This window comes from Sphingomonas sp. Leaf30 (assembly GCF_001422525.1).
Taxonomy (GTDB): Bacteria; Pseudomonadota; Alphaproteobacteria; order Sphingomonadales; family Sphingomonadaceae; genus Sphingomonas; species Sphingomonas aerolata.
Genome location: NZ_LMKZ01000001.1, coordinates 410642 through 425165 on the forward strand (window position 1 = coordinate 410642; position 14524 = coordinate 425165).

The window sequence follows — 14524 nt, forward strand, 5'->3', positions numbered from 1 at the left end:
GAATTCACCACCTCGATCGTCGGCATCGACTTCCCCAATGCGGACAAGACCCGGAGCAACCGGCGGATGGAAATCCTGCTCTGTGCGCCGGGCGACCGCGTGACCCTGCGCCGCGAACCGAAGAATCCGCATGATTCGAATGCGGTCGGCGTGTGGAGTGAGCGCGACATCCAGCTCGGCTATATCAGCGCCGAACGCGCGCCGATGATCGGCCGGCGGCTGCAGGCCGAGGAGTCGAGCGCGCTGTTCCAGGCGATGCATCAGGGCGGTGCCTATATCCGCATCCGCTTCGGCGGGGGTGACCCTTCGCTGCCGCCGCCGATCGCGGATCCCGGCCCGCCGCCACCCCCGCCCGAACCCGACCGCGACGACGGCTTCTACCGCGACGAGGACGGGCCGGAATGGGGCGCCTGATCGCTCGGGGTGGTGAAACACCGCGGCGTGGACCTTTCCCGGATCGAAGGCCGGGCTCACGGGTTATCGCTGCCTGACCAACCCTGTATCGGCGAAGCGCAAAACGCGTTTTACCGGCTTGCCCTGCACGAGGGGCGAGGGCAGGGACGATCGCGTAACCCCGGGAGTTCAAGACATGGCCAGCAGCCTCGTAATCGACCAGAACAGCCTTACCGACAACGACCGCGAGCGGCAGGTCGAGTTCACCGCCGAGATCGACGGCGACGACCGTGATTTCGCGGTGAAATATGCCGTGCTGAAGGAGCTCAGCGGCGACGAGCCCGAGGACGACGCGCTCGAGCTGTTCGAGCGTTTCAGCGACGAGATCGTCGACGTCTGCGCCGAAGCCGCGATGAAGAAGCCGTCCGCGTCGCTGATCGTCATCGACGAGGGCGATCTGGAATAATTCCGCATGACGGCGTCGGCCGGCCGTGGCGACGGTGATCGCAGCGTGACGCCCGGCGGCGCCACCCCGGGCGAGGCGCATCGCCGTCGCCTGCCGGTGGTGCTTGCGGGCGCATCGGTCGGCGCGGTCGCGATCGCGCTCGTCCTGCTGATCGGTATTGCGGTCGGCCACTGGCCGTTCGATTTCGACCGCGCGATCATCCTCAACCTGCGCGCCTGGGGCGGACCGTCCTGGCTGCCCAAGGTCGCCGCCGACGTCACCGCGCTCGGCGGCGGTGTCGTGCTGACGATCATCGTGGTGCTGGCGGCGGGGCTGCTCGCGGTCCAGCGGCTCTGGCTCAGCGCGGCGGCGACACTTGCCGCCAGTATCAGCGGCGGGATGGTCGTCGCGCTGGTCAAGACCGAGGTCGCCCGGCCGCGACCCGACATCGTCGACCATCTGGTCCAGGTGTCGAACATGAGTTTCCCGAGCGGGCATTCGGCGAACAGCGCGATCGTCTATCTCACGCTCGCCGGGCTCGCGTCGCAGGTCACCGTGTCGAATGCAGCGCGGCGCTACATCCTCGTCATGGCGATCCTGATGGTCGGGGCGATCGGATGCAGCCGCGTCTATCTCGGCGTCCACTGGCCGAGCGACGTGCTCGCCGGCTGGAGCTTCGGAACGCTGTGGGCGCTTGGCTGGTGGCTCGCCACCGCGCACGCCCGGGCGGCGATCGGCGGCGAGCGCCACGCCTTTGGCCGCCCGCCCGCCGACGCCTGATCGGGCCCGTCTTTAGCGCTGGCGCTCGGCGAGCGTGCGTTCCCAGGCCAGCGCATCGCGGACGATCCCGTCGAGATCGGCATGGCGCGGCTGCCAATCGAGCGTCGAAAGGATCGCGCTGTTGTCCGAGATCAGCATCGCCGGATCGCCCGCGCGGCGCCCCTCGAGCCGGCGGTCGATCGTCATGTTGGTGACCTTGTCGACCGCATCGAGCACCTCGAGCACCGAGAAGCCGGTGCCATAACCCGCGTTCAGCGTGTGGCTCTTCGCTGGCTCGGCGACCAACAGGTCGAGCGCTGCGACATGCGCGGCGGCAAGGTCGCTGACATGGATATAGTCGCGCACGCCGGTACCGTCGGGGGTGGCGAAATCGGTGCCATAGACGCCGACATGGCTGCGCTTGCCCGTCGCCGCCTCGACCGCGATCTTGATCAGGTGAGTCGCGCCGACCGTCGACTGGCCGCTGCGCCCCTGCGGATCCGCGCCCGCGACGTTGAAATAGCGCAGCGCGGCATAGTTGATCGGGTGCGCCGCCGCGACGTCGCGCAGCATCGCCTCGGTCATCAGTTTCGACATGCCGTAGGGATTGATCGGCACCGTCGGATCGCCCTCGGCGACCGGCACCTTCTCGGGCGTGCCATAGGTCGCCGCGGTCGACGAGAAGATGAAGTGCGGCACGCCTTCCGCCACCGCGCTCTCGATCAGCGACCGGCTGGCGGCGGTGTTGTTGCGGTAATATTTGAGCGGGTCGCTGACCGATTCGGGCACCACGACCGAGCCGGCGAAATGCATGATCGCGCGGACCTTGTGATCGCGGATCGCCGCGCGGACCTTCGCATCGTCGGCGACGTTCGCCTCGACCAGGGTCGCGCGCGGATCGACCGCCCAGTCGAAGCCGGTGACCAGATTGTCGACCACGACCACCTCGTGCCCCGCGTCGAGCAGCGCCAGGACCGCATGGCTGCCGATATAGCCGGCGCCGCCCGTTACCATCACCCTGCCATCAAGCCTTGGACCGTCGATCACATGCGTCTCCTCTTTGCTGCGGGGTAGCGGCTTCCTATCTTGGCGGAAAGGAGATCGTGATGACGGATTATGTAACGCTGGCGGGCGGGTGCTTCTGGTGCACCGAGGCCGTGTTCAAGGACGTGATCGGCGTCGAGAGCGCCGAGAGCGGCTATATTGGCGGGCATGTGCCTGATCCGACGTACAAACAGGTGTGCGGCGGCGACACCGGCCATGCCGAGGCGATCCGGATCGGGTTCGATCCCGAACAGCTGAAGCTTGGCGACCTGCTCGACATCTTCTTCGCGACGCATGACGCGACGACGCTCAACCGGCAGGGCAACGACGTCGGCACGCAATATCGTTCGGCAATGTTCCCCGCCGACGACGCGCAGAAGGCCGAGATGCAGGCGGCGCTCGAGCGTGCACAGGCGGACAGCGCCAAGCCGATCGTCACGACGATCGAGCCGATGACCACCTGGTATGAGGCCGAAGGCTATCACCAGGATTATTGGGAAACCTCGGGCCGTTCCAACCCCTATTGCATGGCGGTGATCCCCCCCAAGCTGCAGAAGCTGCGCAAGAGCTTCGCCGCACGGTCGAAGGCCGCGGTGAGCGCGTAACGCCAGCATGGCTGAACAGGCGGCGCCCCCCACCTCGTCATCCTGACGAAAGTCAGGATCCAGGGTTACGGGGGGGCCGCCTGTGGCTCTGGGTCCTGACGTTCGTAAGGATGACGAGAGCGTCAGCGGTGCGCAGCACGGCGGAGGCGGTCGTTGATCGCCTCGCCGATGCCTTCGGATGGAATCGGCGCGACGGCGATTCTCGGACGGTCGTTCGCATCGGCGGCGTGGAGCAGGTCGAACAGCTTCGCGGCCGCTTCGACGAGGTTTGCCGAGGCAGAGAGCGATATGTCGCCCGCTACGTCACCAAACCCGATCAGCCACTCTTCGGGCTCGGCATAGAGCGCGTTCAACCGAAGCAACTTGCTCGGCGCATAATGGCTTTCAAGCTGCCCGGGCGCCGTAACCGCACGCCCCCCCGGCGAAGGCCGGGGCCCAGTTGCGGGACGATCGTGAGGCCCATCGTCCTTCGTTACAGCGACCTTTCCACCTGGGCCCCGGCCTCCGCCGGGGAGGTGGCTTAAGAGCAACTCCGCCGTCACCGGCCCCGGCCGCAACACCGTCCGCCCCGCCACGATCGTCGACTCGAGCCCCGCCTCGGTCGCGCCATCGTCGAGGATCAGCGGCACGTTCCCCCCCAGACTCGCCGCGACATGCGCCGCCGTCGTCGGCGAGATCCCCCCGCTCGCATTGGCCGACGGCGCCGCGAGCGGCCGCCCCGATGCCGCGATCAGCGCCTGCATCGCGCGGTGCCGCGGCACCCGGATCGCGATCGTGTCGAGCCCCGCGGTCACCAGCGCCGCGATCCCCGAATCGCGGCGCACCGGCAGCACCAGCGTCAGCGGCCCCGGCCAGAACGCCGCGGCCAGCGCGCGTGCATCCGCATCGAACACCGCGATCCGTTCGGCCGCGGCAAGATCCGCGACATGCACGATCAGTGGGTTGAAGCTCGGCCGTCCCTTGGCGGCATAGATCCCCGCCACCGCCTGCGCGTCGGTCGCATCCGCGGCGAGTCCGTAGACCGTCTCGGTCGGCACCGCGACGAGTCCGCCGGCGCGAATCATCGCCGCCGCCTGCGCGACCGCCGCGGTGCCGTAGGGTAAAATCAGGGGGTGTGGACGCGTCATTCTGAAGGCCTATAGCGGGCGCAAAGCATAGCGATAAGAGGATGCCATGGCCTTCACCCCAGCAACCACCGAACAGCGTTTCGTGCTCGATCACGTCGTGCGGATCGGCGAACTCGCCGCCACCGACCGGTTCGCCGCCGCCAGCGACGACGTCGTCGACGCGGTGCTCGAAGGCGTGGGACAGTTCGCCGCAGGCGAATGGGCGCCGCTCAACCGCGCAGGGGACACTGTCGGCGCGAAATGGACCCCCGACGGCGTCGTCATGCCCGACGGCTTCGCGCAGGCGTACAAGGACTATGTCGAGGGCGGCTGGGGCACGATCGGCGTCGAGGAGGAATGGGGCGGGCAGGGCCTGCCCTTTGCGATCCAGACCGCGGTGCTCGACACATTGGGCTCGGCGAACATGGGCTTCGCGCTCTGCCCGACGCTGACCGTCGGCGCGATCGAGGCGCTCGCGCATCACGGCAGCCCCGAACAGCAGGCGCTCTACCTCCCGCATCTCGCGACCGGCGAATGGACCGGCACGATGAACCTGACCGAGCCGCAGGCCGGCTCCGACGTCGGCGCGCTGCGCGCCACCGCCACCCCGCTGGGTGACGGCAAATGGTCGATCAAGGGCACCAAGATCTACATCTCGTTCGGCGATCACGACATGGCGCCGAACATCGTCCACCTCGTCCTCGCGCGGACGCCCGGCGCGCCCGCGGGTACCAAGGGCATCTCGCTCTTCCTCGTGCCGAAATACCGTCTGAACGACGACGGCACGCCCGGCGACTTCAACGACGTCCGCGTCGTCTCGATCGAGCACAAGATGGGGCTTCACGCCTCGCCGACCTGCGTGCTGAGCTTCGGCGATAATGACGACTGCGTCGGCGAGCTGATCGGTGCGGAACTCGGCGGCATCCGCGCGATGTTCACGATGATGAACAATGCGCGGCTGAATGTCGGGCTCCAGGGCGTGCAGGTCGCCGAGGGCGCCACCCAGGGTGCGGTCGCCTATGCGCTCGACCGGGTCCAGTCGGCGCGCGCGGGCTCGCCGAACAAGGAGTCGGTCAAGATCGTCGAGCATCCCGACGTTCGCCGCATGCTGCTGCGGATGAAGGCGCAGACCCAGGCGGCGCGCGCGCTCGTCTATTATGCCGCCGGACAGGTCGACCGCGCCAATATGGGCGACGCCGCGGCGCGCAACCGCCTCGAACTCGTCACCCCGCTGGCCAAGGCGCACGGCACCGACATCGGCAACGAGGTCGCCTCGCTCGGCATCCAGGTGCACGGCGGCATGGGCTATGTCGAGGAGACCGGTGCCGCGCAGTATTTCCGCGATGCGCGCATCACGCCGATCTACGAAGGCACCAACGGCATCCAGGCCGCCGATCTGGTCGGCCGCAAGCTCGCGCTCGACAATGGCGGCGCGTTCGCCACGCTGATCGCCGACATCCGCGCGGAAGCCAGGGACGAACGGCTGCTCGCGCTCGTCGACGCCTGCGACGCGATCGGCCGCCGCCTCGCCACCGCGGATGCCGACGACAAGCTCGCCGCGAGCTATCCCTTCCTGACGATGCTGTCGGTCGCGACCTGCGGCTGGCTGATGGAGCGCCAGGGCGCGGTCGCCGGCACCGACGATTTCGGACGGATGAAGGCAGCCTCGGTGCGCTTCTACCTCGAGCAGGTCGTCCCCGAAGCCATGGGCCTCGTCGCCGCCGCCAGCGCCAGCGCGGCGGTGCTCTACGCGATCGAACCGGCGCTGTTCGCGGCGTAAGTCCGAACGCCGCCACGTATCCGCCCCTTCCGTCATCTGACGAACGTCAGGTTCCAGAGGCACGCACGCAGGCGTCCGTGGCTCTGGGCCCTGGGTCGAGCCCAGGATGACGGCGGGGGCTGGTACACTCACCCCCGTCCGCCCCACCCCCGTTGGCCCCGCTTCCATTCGCCCCGCTCCCACACCCACCCCGTTCGCCCTGAGCGCAGTCGAAGGGCTGCCCCAAGCCCAGGTGCTTCGACTCCGCTCAGCACGAACGGCGGGGGTGAGGGGCGGCGGCGGGGGACGTATGCACGCGGCGGCGGGGGGCGTACGTACGCGTGGCGCACGCCCGCCCCAGAACCGCGGCCATGCCCCCCAACAACCCCCACCCGCCCTTCGGCACTCGACGGCCGCGCCACACGCACGGTAAGGGCAAACCCAAACGAGGACCCCCCGACCGATGTTCGATCTCGACGCTTACCTGACCCGTGTCGCCATGCCCGCGCGGCCGACGCTCGATTCGATCGGCCTCGGCCGGTTGCAGCTGGCGCACCGGCTTGCCATCCCGTTCGAGGATCTCGACGTCGTGCTCGGCCGCGGCATCGCGATCGACAGCGCCTCGGTGTTCGCCAAGCTCGTGACCGCGCGCCGCGGTGGCTATTGCTTCGAGCATAACCGGCTGTTCCTCGACGCGCTCGCCGAGCTGGGCTTTGCCGCCCGCCCGGTGCTCGCCCGCGTCTGGATCGCCGCGACCGAAGTGCCGCCGCTCACGCACACTTTCGCGCTGGTGACGATCGACGGGCAGGCCTGGATCGCCGACACCGGCTTCGGCGGCAGCTACACCCCCGTTCTCCCGCTCGCGGACGGTGCCGAGGCGACCGCGCCCGATGGCGCGCGCTTCCGGCTCGAGGCGATCAGCCGCGATCACGGCGAACAGGGCTGGATGCTGCTGCGCGACGGCGATCCGATGACCACCGACGGACGCGGCGCGAGCGGCGGGTTCCAGCCGCAATACAGCTTCACGATCGCCGAGGTGTTCGACGCTGACCTGCTGCTCGGCAATCACTGGACGTCGACCGCCCCCGCGAGCCGCTTCACCCAGACCGCGATCGCCAGCATCGTCCTGCCCAACGGCTTCGCGTCGCTGATGGGGCGCACCTATCGCCGGCGGTCGGGCACCGACACGGCGAGCGGCGAGATCACCGACCCGCGCGTCTACCGGATCCGCATGAGCCTGTTGTTCGGGATCGACCTGAGCGTCGAGGACATCGCCGCGCTGAATCTGTTCTGAGCCACCCGCCGCGCGGGATCATCCCGCGGGGCGGCTCAGGCCCGCTCGTGCGCCAGCAGGTCGCGCGCGTCGAGACCAAGCAGGTCGATATGCCCGAGGATGCGCGGCCAGTGCGTGGTGACGAACGTCTCGCGTTCCGCCACGCGCAGGGCCTCCGCAGCACCCGGCAGGACGAACATGCCGACGCCGCGCCGGACCTCGACATAGCCGTCGTCCTGGAACGTCTGATAGGCCTTGGCGACGGTCAGCGGGTTGGCGCCGTGCTCGGCGGCAAAGGCGCGGACCGAGGGCAGCTGATCACCCGCGCGATAGTCGCCGCGTAATATCCCGGCGGCGATCGTGGCGCGGAGGCGGAGATATACGGGGCTGTCTTCGCTGCTGAGCGCTGTCATGCTGCCTTAATACAGCAATTGGCCATTTCGTCGAGTCCTAGGGCCGCCAGCGCGAGACGACACGTTCCATATCGGGGCGGGGCCGTTCGTCGAGCGGCCGCGACGGCGTGCCGACGAACAGGAACCCGGCGATCCGCTCATGGCCCTCGCCGAACGCATCGCGCACCGTGTCCGAATAGCTCGGCCAGCCGGTCAGCCAGCCGCCCGCAAAGCCCAGCGCATGCACCGCGTGGAGCAGGTTCATGCACGCCGCCCCGGTCGACAATTCCTGTTCGAACACGGGGATATGGCTCGGCTTGGGTGACGACAGCACGACGACCAGCGCGGGGGCCTGGTGCGCGAACTGGTCGAGCGCCTCGATCTCGGTCCGCGACGCGGTCGGCCGCTCGACGCGGTACGCATCGATGATCAGCGCGGCGAGCGCGGTGCGCTGGTCCTGGCCGACCACCACGAACCGCCACGGCGCCAGTTTGCCATGATCGGGGGTGCGCGCCGCGATCGCCAGGATCTGCGCGAGCTGGTCGGCATCGGGACCGGGCGCGACAAGGTCGCGCGGCTTGCCCGAACGGCGGGTCGCAAGCAGCGAAAGCGGGCTGGAAGTGTCGTTGAACATCGCCCCGCAGATAGGCACGGGGCGCGGCAATTTACAGCCGCATCCGCGATTTAGCAGGCGGTCGCGCGGCCACCGATATTTACAGTCCCGGCTTTGCCGCTAGGTAAGGCCGCAATGAAGCCGCCGCGTTCGACGGCGGCCCAGCGTTTCAGGGAGCGTAAAATATGGTGGACACCCCGACCGCGGATACGCCGCGAGAGCCGGATATCACCCATGTGAACCCCGCCAGCGGGGAGACGTGGTTCGGCCATCCCCGCCAGCTCGCGCGACTGTTCACCACCGAGATGTGGGAGCGCTTCGGCTATTACGGCATGCGCGCGCTGCTCACGCTGTACCTCACCAAGCATTTCGTGTTCGGCGACCGCGAGGCGACCGGCCTGTACGGCGGCTATACCGCCCTGGTGTATCTGACGCCGCTGGTCGGCGGCTATCTCGCCGACCAGTATCTCGGCTCGAAGCGCGCGGTGAAGTTCGGCGCGATCATCATGGCGATGGGCTACCTGCTGCTCTGCTTCGGTGGCGAGACCGCCAAGCCCTATGCGACGATCGCCAACCAGCGTTACGAGATCCAGGTCGTCGAACAGGCCGACAGCGAGGTCCGCTACCTCGTCGACGGCGCGAACAGGCTGAAGATCAAGGGCAATGACGACGGCACCGTCTCGCTGCTCGCGGCGGACGGATCGACCGCGCGCACGGTCGAAAAGGGCGGCTTTGAATCGGGCGCGGAACGCAGCAGCTTCTACGTCACGATCATGCTGCTCGCACTCTGCATGATCTCGGTCGGCAACGGCTTCTTCAAGCCCAACATCTCGACGATGGTCGGCGAGCTCTACGCGCAGGGCGACAAGCGGCGCGATGCCGGGTTCACGATCTTCTACATGGGGATCAACCTCGGCTCGCTCTTCTCGCAGCTGCTCTGCCCGTTCCTCGCGGTCGCGTTCGGCTGGTGGGCCGGCTTCGGGCTGGCGGCGATCGGCATGCTGTTCTCGTGGACGCTGATCCAGTTCGATGGCGGCAAACTCAACGGATATGGCGAGCCGCCGGTGCGCAGCGGCCCCGATCGCGCGCTCGGCATCTATGCGCTCGCGCTGCTCGGCATCCCGATCTTCTACCTGCTATTCGTCAACCTGATGAACGCCGAGCCGCCGGTGCCCGGATCGGGGATCATCGGCTACATCGTCTCGCTGTCGCTGATGGGCAAATTGCTGTTCGGCACGTTCCTGGTCGCGGTGCCGGGCATCCTGATCTGGTCGTTCGTCAATGGCGAGCGGCGTGAGTTCCAGATGATGCTCGCGGCGATGGTGCTGATCGTCTTCAACGTCGTGTTCTGGACGCTGTTCGAGCAGGCCGGCTCGTCGCTGACCCTGTTCGCGGATCGCAACACCGATCTCAGCGTGTTCGGCCTGTTCAGCATCTCGGCCGGGCAGACCCAGTTCTTCAACGCGTTCTTCATCGTCGCGCTCGCGCCGGTGATGTCGATCCTGTGGACCAAGCTTGCGGCCAGGGGCATCGAGCCGTCGATCCCGGTCAAGTTCGGCATCGCGCTGATCGGCGTCGGCGTCGGCTTCCTGTTCCTCGTCTGGGGCGCGAGCATGGTCGGCCCGACGTTCAAGGTCGCGATCTGGTGGCTCGCCGGGCTCTACTTCATCCACTCGTTCGCCGAGCTCTGCATCTCGCCGGTCGGGCTCAGCATGATCACCAAACTGTCGATCGCGCGCGTCGTCGGGCTGATGATGGGCGTGTGGTTCCTGTCGATCTCGGTCGCGCAATATGTCGCGGGCATCGTCGCGCAGGTCGCCAGCGTCGAGACGGTCGGCGGGCAGGTGACCAATCTCAAGGTCAGCCTCGACACCTATGCCGGCGTGTTCTGGACGATCGGGCTGGTCTCGGCGGGGATCGGCGTGCTGCTGCTGCTGATCTCGCCGCTGATCAAGAAGTGGATGCACGGGGTCCAGTAAGGCCGCTGGACCTGCCGACGCATCATCCCCAATAATCCGTCATCCCCGCGGAGGCGGGGATCCAGACACTCTGCAGTTCGTGATAGACCACGGCTTGCCAGTCTGGATCCCCGCCTGCGCGGGGATGACGATTCTAGGGGGTTAGCGGATCTCTCAGATCCGCGTCATCGACAGCGCCTTCTCCCCATAGCGCGGCCCCGCCGTGCCACCCCTCGGCGCCGCCGCATCGAGTTTCGCCAGATCGTCCGCCGACAGCGTGACCTCGGCCGCCTTCATGCTGTCCTCCAACGTGACGCGGCGCTTCGACCCCGGGATCGGCACGATGTCGTCGCCCTGCGCCAGCAGCCACGCCAGCGCGACCTGCGCCGGGCTCGCCCCATGCGTGTCCGCGATCGCCTTCACCACCGCGACCATTTCCATGTTCTTGGCGAAGTTTGCGTCCGAATAGCGCGGGTCGTTGCGGCGGTAATCGCCCTCGGGCAGGTCCGACCGCGCAGTGATCTGCCCGGTCAGGAACCCGCGCCCCAGCGGCGAATAGGGCACGAACCCGATCCCCAGCTCGCGACACAGCGGCAGGATTGCGTCCTCGACCCCGCGCTCCCACAGCGAATATTCGCTCTGCAGCGCCGCGATCGGATGCGTCGCCGCGGCACGCCGGATCGTGTCGAGCCCCGCCTCCGACAGCCCCAGATGCCGCACCTTGCCCTCGCGGACGAGCTCGGCCATCGCGCCCACCGTCTCCTCGATCGGCACGCCCGGATCGACGCGATGCTGATAGAGCAGGTCGATCGTCTCGACGCCGAGCCGCTTGAGCGATCCCTCGCACGCGCGCCGCACATTGGCGGGCGTGCTGTCGACGCCGGTCATGCCGTTCTCGTCATAGCGGAAGCCGAACTTGGTCGCGATCACGACGCCGTCGCGCTTGCCGCGGATCGCCTTGCCGAGCAGCTCCTCGTTGATCAACGGACCATAGATTTCGGCGGTATCGAACAGCGTCACGCCCAGCTCGATCGCGCGGTGGATCGTCGCGATGCTCTCGTCGGCAGGGGCGCTGCCGTACATGTCCTTGCCGACCCCGGCCATCGGCATGCAGCCGAGGCCGAGCGCGGAAACCTCGAAATCAGGGCCGAGCGTGCGATATTTCATGCGGAATCTCCTCGGCGCCGCCGCCGTGATCGGACCGCGCCGCGACGGAGATAGTGACGGCGGTGTCCATCGTCACGTTCCCGACCGTGCGAAACAGGTCGGGAATGGTCTCCACCGCGATGAGCAGGCCGAGCACTTCGAGCGGGATGCCCATCGCCAGCGCGACCGGCGCGACCGAGGCGACGAAGCTGATCGTGCCGGGCAGCGAGATCGATCCCATCGTCGTGATCGCCGCGGTCGCGACGCCCGCGGCCATCTGTCCCGGCCCGATCGGCAGCCCCAGCCAGTGCGCGACGTACAGCGCGACCGCGAGGTTCATCGCCGGGCTGGTCGCGCGGAACACCGCGACCGACAGCGGCAGGACGATCCCGGCGGTGGCGGGCGACGCGCCGAGCTCGGTCGAGGCCTTCAGCATCGCCGGCAGCGAGGCGAGCGACGACTGGGTGCTGATCGCCACCGCCTGCGCCGGCGCGACCGCGCGCGCAAACCGGCCCAGGCTGACCCGGCCGCCGATCATCCCGATCGGATAGGCGCTCAGCAGGACGATGAAGCCGATCGCCGAGACGCAGACGATATAGTGCAGCAGCGCGCCGAACGCCGCCGTCCCGGTGCGCGCACCGACCCCGTAGGCGAGCGCGAAGATGCCGATCGGCGCAAGCTTCAGCACCCATTTGATGATGATCAGCAGCGCGTCGACGACCGCCTGGAAGAAGCCGGTCAGCACGCGACGGCGATCGTCGGGCAGTTTCGTGACGGCAAAGGCGAACGTCAGCGCGAAGACGGTGAGCGGCAGGAACGAATCGCTCGATGCCGCGGCGACGATGTTGGTCGGTACGATCGTGTCGAAGAACGCGCCGATCCCCGGCACCGGCCCGACCGGGGCGGCACCGGTCAGCGCGGCGCGCAGCGCGGCGCCGAGCCCGCGTGGCAGCGGGAAGGCATCGAGGATCAGCGGCATGACCAGCGCGGACATGATCGTCGAACTCCACAGGATGACGACGATCATCACCATCGCCCGCATCGTGATCCGCCCGGCGCGTGCCGCCTCGGTCGTCGCGCCGATCCCGGTGACGAGCAGCCCGACGACCAGCGGCACGATCACCATCTGCAACCCGTGCAGCCAGGCCGCGCCGATCGGCTGTGTCACCGCCGTCGCCGCGAGCGCGTGGGCCGGCGACCAGGCGGCCGCGGCGATGCCGATCCCGATGCCGCCGAACAGCGCTGCGAGTATCCGTGTAGTCTGCGACATGCTCGCCCTTCGTGTTCCACCGCGCTATCAGCGATGCCAGAGAGCGATACCGGACGGAAAGCATTGACGATGGCAAGGAAATATTTCGGCACCGACGGCATTCGCGGTGCCACCAACGCATCGCCGATGACCGCGGAGATGGCGATGAAGGTCGGCATGGCGGCGGGCGCCTATTTCCTGCGCGGCGATCATCGCCACCGCGTCGTGATCGGCAAGGACACGCGGCTGTCGGGCTATATGCTCGAATCCGCGCTCGTTGCGGGCTTTACCAGCGTCGGCATGGACGTGGTGATGGTCGGGCCGATGCCGACGCCTGCGGTCGCGATGCTGACCCAGTCGATGCGCGCCGATATCGGCGTGATGATCTCCGCCAGCCACAACCCCTATGCCGATAACGGGATCAAGCTGTTCGGCCCCGACGGCTTCAAGCTGTCCGACGAGGCCGAGACCGCGATCGAGGCGCTGATCGACGGCGACGTGCCGCTGGTCGCGTCGAGCAAGATCGGCCGCGCGCGCCGGATCGACGATGCGCAGGGGCGCTATATCCATTTCGCCAAGTCGACCTTCCCGGAAAATCTGCGGCTCGACGGCATGCGGATCGTACTCGATTGCGCGAACGGCGCCGCCTACAAGGTCGCCCCCTCGGCGCTGTGGGAACTCGGCGCGGACGTCGTCGCGATCGGCGTCACGCCCGACGGCACCAACATCAACGACGGCGTCGGCTCGACCGCACCGCAGGCGCTCGCCGAGACGGTGGTCGCGAGCGGCGCGGATATCGGCATCGCGCTCGACGGCGACGCCGACCGGCTGATCGTCGTCGACGAGACCGGCACGATCGTCGACGGCGATCAGCTGATGGCGACGATCGCGGCAAGCTGGGCGCGGCAGGGGCGGCTCAAGGGCGGCGGCCTCGTCGCCACCGTGATGTCCAATCTCGGCCTCGAACGCCATCTCGCCGCGCAGGGGCTCGGGCTGGTCCGTACCCAGGTCGGCGATCGTCACGTGCTCGAAAAGATGCGGTCGAGCGGCTATAATGTCGGCGGCGAGCAGTCGGGGCACATCATCCTCAGCGACTATGCCACGACCGGCGACGGCCTGGTCGCAGCCCTCCAGATCCTCGCCGAGGTCAAACGCTCGGGCGCGCGAGCGGGCGAGGTGCTCCACCGGTTCGAACCCTTGCCGCAACTGTTGAAGAACGTCCGGTTCGGCGGCGGCAAGCCGCTCGACGACGAGGCGGTGAAAGCGGTGATCGCGCAGGCCGAGGCCGAACTCGCCGGCAAGGGGCGGCTCGTCATCCGCCCGTCGGGCACCGAACCCGTGATCCGCGTGATGGCGGAGGGCGATGATCCGGGTCAGGTCGGGCGCGTCGTCGACCGGATCTGCGACGCCGTCCGCAAGGTCGCCGCCTGATGCTCGAGATGCGCCCCGCCTGCGAACGCTGTGCCGCCGAGCTTCCCGCCGACGCGCCCGGCGCGTTCATCTGCTCGTACGAATGCACCTTCTGCGCCTCCTGCGCGGACGCGCTCGACGAGCGCTGTCCGAATTGCGGCGGCGAACTTCTCGACCGCCCGACCCGGTTCGGCGACGCCCCGCCACAAAGGCCCGCCTCGGGCCGGCGGCACTAGACCCCGCTCCAAACCTCTACCACCCCGGCGAAGGCCGGGGCCCAGTTGGCAAGGCGGGAGTAACGAAGCGCTGCGCTCAGCCATCAATGTTTCCCAACTGGGCCCCGGCCTCCGCCGGGGAGGATGCTCGCATATG

15 protein-coding genes are annotated in these 14524 nt (G+C 68.2%); 9 read left to right on the top strand and 6 right to left on the bottom strand.

The genetic code is table 11. The features are described 5' to 3' along the window. From ASE89_RS02000 to ASE89_RS02010, 3 genes are all read left to right on the top strand, one after another. A partial coding sequence (locus ASE89_RS02000; RefSeq protein WP_082451188.1) for an HIRAN domain-containing protein occupies positions 1-414 on the top strand: 414 nt, incomplete at its 5' end. Between the two features lie 175 nt (positions 415-589). After that, on the top strand, positions 590-859 hold the full coding sequence (locus ASE89_RS02005; RefSeq protein ID WP_031395725.1) for a DUF1488 family protein: 270 nt from the start codon (positions 590-592) through the stop codon (positions 857-859). A gap of 6 nt (positions 860-865) precedes the next feature. After that, the gene (locus tag ASE89_RS02010) at positions 866-1618 is read left to right on the top strand and encodes a phosphatase PAP2 family protein (RefSeq protein ID WP_082451189.1); all 753 of its coding nucleotides are present in this window, start codon (positions 866-868) and stop codon (positions 1616-1618) included. 12 nt (positions 1619-1630) lie between these two features. On the opposite strand, the gene galE is transcribed toward ASE89_RS02010, so the two are convergent. Then, positions 1631-2611: a UDP-glucose 4-epimerase GalE gene (gene galE / locus ASE89_RS02015; RefSeq protein WP_031438854.1), complete on the bottom strand. Its 981-nt coding sequence runs from the start codon at positions 2609-2611 to the stop codon at positions 1631-1633. A 92-nt stretch (positions 2612-2703) separates the two neighbouring features. Here galE and msrA point away from each other — a divergent pair, with 92 nt between their 5' ends. Further along, complete coding sequence (gene msrA, locus ASE89_RS02020) at positions 2704-3246, top strand: peptide-methionine (S)-S-oxide reductase MsrA (protein WP_031395728.1); 543 nt, start codon at positions 2704-2706, stop codon at positions 3244-3246. A 122-nt stretch (positions 3247-3368) separates the two neighbouring features. Here the strand turns inward: msrA and ASE89_RS02025 are convergent, their stop codons facing one another. Next, the gene (locus ASE89_RS02025; RefSeq protein WP_056673557.1) at positions 3369-4373 is read right to left on the bottom strand and encodes an L-threonylcarbamoyladenylate synthase; all 1005 of its coding nucleotides are present in this window, start codon (positions 4371-4373) and stop codon (positions 3369-3371) included. Positions 4374-4419: 46 nt separating this feature from the next. Between ASE89_RS02025 and ASE89_RS02030 the strand changes: the two genes are divergently transcribed. Both ASE89_RS02030 and ASE89_RS02035 read left to right on the top strand, forming a co-directional pair. Then, entirely contained in the window at positions 4420-6132 is a 1713-nt protein-coding gene (locus ASE89_RS02030; RefSeq protein WP_056673559.1) for an acyl-CoA dehydrogenase, read from the top strand. Positions 6133-6574: 442 nt separating this feature from the next. Further along, positions 6575-7405, top strand: coding sequence for an arylamine N-acetyltransferase family protein (locus ASE89_RS02035; protein WP_056673561.1), 831 nt, complete (start codon positions 6575-6577; stop codon positions 7403-7405). A 35-nt stretch (positions 7406-7440) separates the two neighbouring features. Here the strand turns inward: ASE89_RS02035 and ASE89_RS02040 are convergent, their stop codons facing one another. Further along, positions 7441-7797 (bottom strand): GntR family transcriptional regulator, encoded by a 357-nt coding sequence (locus tag ASE89_RS02040; RefSeq protein WP_031394568.1) that lies wholly within the window; start codon positions 7795-7797, stop codon positions 7441-7443. Between the two features lie 37 nt (positions 7798-7834). After that, on the bottom strand, positions 7835-8410 hold the full coding sequence (locus ASE89_RS02045; protein WP_031394567.1) for a nitroreductase family protein: 576 nt from the start codon (positions 8408-8410) through the stop codon (positions 7835-7837). A gap of 164 nt (positions 8411-8574) precedes the next feature. On the opposite strand from ASE89_RS02045, the gene ASE89_RS02050 reads away from it, so the two are divergent. Then, positions 8575-10368 carry a peptide MFS transporter gene (locus ASE89_RS02050; RefSeq protein WP_056673564.1) on the top strand — a complete coding sequence of 598 codons (1794 nt, stop codon included), beginning with the start codon at positions 8575-8577 and terminating at the stop codon, positions 10366-10368. 153 nt (positions 10369-10521) lie between these two features. Here ASE89_RS02050 and ASE89_RS02055 read toward each other — a convergent pair whose 3' ends face one another. Then, positions 10522-11514 carry an aldo/keto reductase gene (locus tag ASE89_RS02055; protein WP_056673570.1) on the bottom strand — a complete coding sequence of 331 codons (993 nt, stop codon included), beginning with the start codon at positions 11512-11514 and terminating at the stop codon, positions 10522-10524. After that, a complete protein-coding gene (locus tag ASE89_RS02060) occupies positions 11489-12763 on the bottom strand; it encodes a dicarboxylate/amino acid:cation symporter (RefSeq protein WP_056673571.1) in 1275 nt (424 codons plus the stop codon). The genes ASE89_RS02055 and ASE89_RS02060 overlap by 26 nt, the downstream gene beginning before the upstream one ends. 69 nt (positions 12764-12832) lie before the next feature. On the opposite strand from ASE89_RS02060, the gene glmM reads away from it, so the two are divergent. Continuing rightward, entirely contained in the window at positions 12833-14173 is a 1341-nt protein-coding gene (gene glmM, locus ASE89_RS02065) for a phosphoglucosamine mutase (protein ID WP_056673574.1), read from the top strand. After that, the gene (locus ASE89_RS02070; protein ID WP_031395385.1) at positions 14173-14388 is read left to right on the top strand and encodes a DUF1272 domain-containing protein; all 216 of its coding nucleotides are present in this window, start codon (positions 14173-14175) and stop codon (positions 14386-14388) included. Before glmM ends, ASE89_RS02070 begins: the two co-directional genes overlap by 1 nt. Positions 14389-14524 lie beyond the last annotated feature (136 nt).

Coding starts and splice junctions, on each gene's coding strand:
- ASE89_RS02005 (WP_031395725.1), top strand. CDS start 590: ATGGCCAGCAGCCTCGTAATCGACCAGAACAGCCTTACCGACAACGAC.
- ASE89_RS02010 (WP_082451189.1), top strand. CDS start 866: ATGACGGCGTCGGCCGGCCGTGGCGACGGTGATCGCAGCGTGACGCCC.
- galE (WP_031438854.1), bottom strand. CDS start 2,611: ATGGTAACGGGCGGCGCCGGCTATATCGGCAGCCATGCGGTCCTGGCG.
- msrA (WP_031395728.1), top strand. CDS start 2,704: ATGACGGATTATGTAACGCTGGCGGGCGGGTGCTTCTGGTGCACCGAG.
- ASE89_RS02025 (WP_056673557.1), bottom strand. CDS start 4,373: ATGACGCGTCCACACCCCCTGATTTTACCCTACGGCACCGCGGCGGTC.
- ASE89_RS02030 (WP_056673559.1), top strand. CDS start 4,420: ATGGCCTTCACCCCAGCAACCACCGAACAGCGTTTCGTGCTCGATCAC.
- ASE89_RS02035 (WP_056673561.1), top strand. CDS start 6,575: ATGTTCGATCTCGACGCTTACCTGACCCGTGTCGCCATGCCCGCGCGG.
- ASE89_RS02040 (WP_031394568.1), bottom strand. CDS start 7,797: ATGACAGCGCTCAGCAGCGAAGACAGCCCCGTATATCTCCGCCTCCGC.
- ASE89_RS02045 (WP_031394567.1), bottom strand. CDS start 8,410: ATGTTCAACGACACTTCCAGCCCGCTTTCGCTGCTTGCGACCCGCCGT.
- ASE89_RS02050 (WP_056673564.1), top strand. CDS start 8,575: ATGGTGGACACCCCGACCGCGGATACGCCGCGAGAGCCGGATATCACC.
- ASE89_RS02055 (WP_056673570.1), bottom strand. CDS start 11,514: ATGAAATATCGCACGCTCGGCCCTGATTTCGAGGTTTCCGCGCTCGGC.
- ASE89_RS02060 (WP_056673571.1), bottom strand. CDS start 12,763: ATGTCGCAGACTACACGGATACTCGCAGCGCTGTTCGGCGGCATCGGG.
- glmM (WP_056673574.1), top strand. CDS start 12,833: ATGGCAAGGAAATATTTCGGCACCGACGGCATTCGCGGTGCCACCAAC.
- ASE89_RS02070 (WP_031395385.1), top strand. CDS start 14,173: ATGCTCGAGATGCGCCCCGCCTGCGAACGCTGTGCCGCCGAGCTTCCC.